We start from the raw sequence: 2,478 nt of genomic DNA, 5'->3' as shown, positions 1-2,478 counted from the left end.
CCTTCCTCGACTTTTTGCGCCGATTGAAAGAGAAATATGCCGATCGATTCCTCGTGCTTGTGTTGGACAATGCGCGTATTCATCATGCCAAGATGGTACAAGCCTTTCTTGATGGCGAGGAAGGTGCTGCTTTTCATTTCATCTTTTTGCCACCGTATTCTCCACAGTTGAACCCGATTGAACGGTTATGGAAGTGGTTGAAAGATGAGGTGATTGCCAACGTTTTTCACAAGGATCAAAACGACATTGCCCAATCCATTACTCGCTTTGAACAGTACGTTCTACAACACCCGGATGAGGTGTTGAGCCGCATGGGGTGTGCTGTGTGAATCAGAGGTTAAAATTTTAAATTGGATGTATATACTTTTAGATATAACATCTTTTATCTTGTTTCTTATTCTTTTGATCTACCACTATTTGTCAAAATATAAAGAAGAAGATAACAATGGACAGTAATAAAACTGTCTATTTGATGTTTTTTCATTATGATTTGTAAATATTATGTTTATTGAAGAATCCTTATCCGCCAACTCATACAAACTACTAACTCACATTTCGCACCTTAACAGGGCAGGAACAAAGGATTTTTTATTTAGTTTTTTAGAATAATTTTCGTTCCAACACGACGAGCGATGGCAATCCTTTTTTTACCATCGCTGTCGTTGTTTATCCTATTTAGACGTAAATGCTCTCATCCAGTCCCAGCCCTTGCAGAATCCTTCGCTGCTCAGGGGTGAGCGGCCGGCCCAGTGAGCGTTGGATTTGCCCATCCGGCAGCTCCAACAGGACGACTTTCACATACCAGAACAACTGAAAAATCGCCTGCCCGGTCGGACGGGTCAGCTTGCTGTTTTCTGCAAAGAAAAAATACAGAGTTTCGCAACGAAAAGTGCAGAGAATTACAACTTGACATGGAGCCTCTGGGGGCGTGATGAAAAAGCCAGGAAGCCAGCAATATCAAGGGCTGGCTATGCCTAAAAAGGCTATCACGCCCCCCTCTCCATGTAAAGTTGGCCTAAGCCAAATTCTCTGCAGATCTCTGCATTTTTATTTTGCAATAAACAGCTTGCGGCCTCCTACGCCCTTTAACGGGCGTTCCGGCGTAATAAATTGACGCACCCGGCGCTGGAAAACGCGGTAAATGGCCAATGCGAGGAGAAACAAATAGCCCAACAATGCCACTCGTTCCGGTTTTTTCACGTAAATCTCGTCCGTAAAGAACGGATCTTTCAGGAAGGAGAAGTTCATTTCCACCGAGATCTGCCCTTTATACAGCTTCAAGATCTCTTTCGCGTCCATTCGTCGGTCCTTCCATTCCTCCGGCACCGTCGTGACGAGCACAAACCGGGACGCTTTCCGTCTCGCCTGTTCCCACGCGTCTTGGTCGAATTCTACGCTCAGGCGAAGGGTGTACAGCGTCTCCATTTCCGGTTCCGCCCCTTTTTTCGGCCGTCCGCGCCGTTTTTTCGGACGCACGATCTCTTCGACGACGGCCTCCACTCGATGGAACCGGGGACGAAGGGATGCCTTGAGGGATGCTAAGGCTTGTTCGGCGTCTTCCCGGCACGAAAACGGGTGGCGCTCCCAACGGGCTTGTTCCTCGTGAAGAAACTCTGCTTCTTGTGCTCGTTCTGTTTCGAGCGTCTTTCCTTTCCGTTGGTCGAGGGCGCTCGATTCGACGACGACCAGCCGAACCGGATGGCCTTCATACGTTGATGCCGTTTCCCATACCCGATACGTGGCGCCATTTTTCTCTGCCAGCGAAAATGGATCGCTCCACGTCGTGTCCCTGGCATCGGCTTCGGCCAGCGCGGTTTTCACGATCCGGAGCGACGACGGGCCTCTGGTGATCAAAAAGGCGTTCGCCGCTTTCGTTTGCGAAAGCGTGTCCTTCGTCATCGCGGCGGAATCCGCCACGTAAATCCATTCGTCCTCGATCTTCGCTTGCTTCAGCTGCTTATGGACACGAGACAGCACCTCGGGATTCCACGTTTTGTCCGGCAGGTTGCCGTCGTGCACATCTCCATAAAAAGGAACGCCATCCTCGTTGCCGATCAGCCCGAAGCCGATCTGCTTTTGCCAACGGTGTTGCCGGTTGTAGCCATGGGTAATATGCAGGGTATCCGGCGAGGCCGATTCATACGTGCCGTAAACAGATACATCGGTCGTATCGGCATGGAACACCCGAAGGGGGATGCCTTCCTTCTTGTAGATCTGCACAAGGCAAGCCGAAATGACTTGATGGATGTTGGCATCATACAGGCGATCCAGATGGCGGGCGATGGCATCGTCATTGAACCAGGAAGGCTGGAGCTCCGACCGGATCAGCTTGGGCAAATCGATTTCATGCGCCCATCGTTCCAAATGAACCAGCGCTTGACGGCCGCTCAAGATATCTAGGATGAGCAGCCAGACCACATCGCTGGCTCGGGTTTGGCATTGGGGATCCACCGGAACCAGCCGGTCAATCAGCTGAGG

The 2,478-nt window shown here is 50.2% G+C and carries 1 protein-coding gene and 2 pseudogenes; 1 reads left to right on the top strand and 2 read right to left on the bottom strand.

Going from position 1 to position 2,478, the window contains the following annotated elements; all coding sequences use genetic code 11:
- On the top strand, window positions 1-329 hold a 329-nt coding region (locus GZ1_RS17575; RefSeq protein ID WP_174520700.1), incomplete at its 5' end, for a transposase.
- A 346-nt stretch (window positions 330-675) separates the two neighbouring features.
- Here the strand turns inward: GZ1_RS17575 and GZ1_RS18700 are convergent.
- Both GZ1_RS18700 and GZ1_RS17565 read right to left on the bottom strand, forming a co-directional pair.
- A pseudogene (locus tag GZ1_RS18700) lies at window positions 676-846 on the bottom strand (IS1634 family transposase); the annotation flags it as partial.
- A 216-nt stretch (window positions 847-1,062) separates the two neighbouring features.
- Window positions 1,063-2,478, bottom strand: a pseudogene (locus GZ1_RS17565) (IS1634 family transposase); the annotation flags it as partial.

The organism is Geobacillus zalihae NBRC 101842, from assembly GCF_001544135.1.
In the GTDB taxonomy this organism is placed as follows: Bacteria; Bacillota; Bacilli; order Bacillales; family Anoxybacillaceae; genus Geobacillus; species Geobacillus zalihae.
The sequence above is the reverse complement of the archived record's forward strand: the minus strand, read 5'-3'. Positions and strand labels throughout refer to the sequence as shown.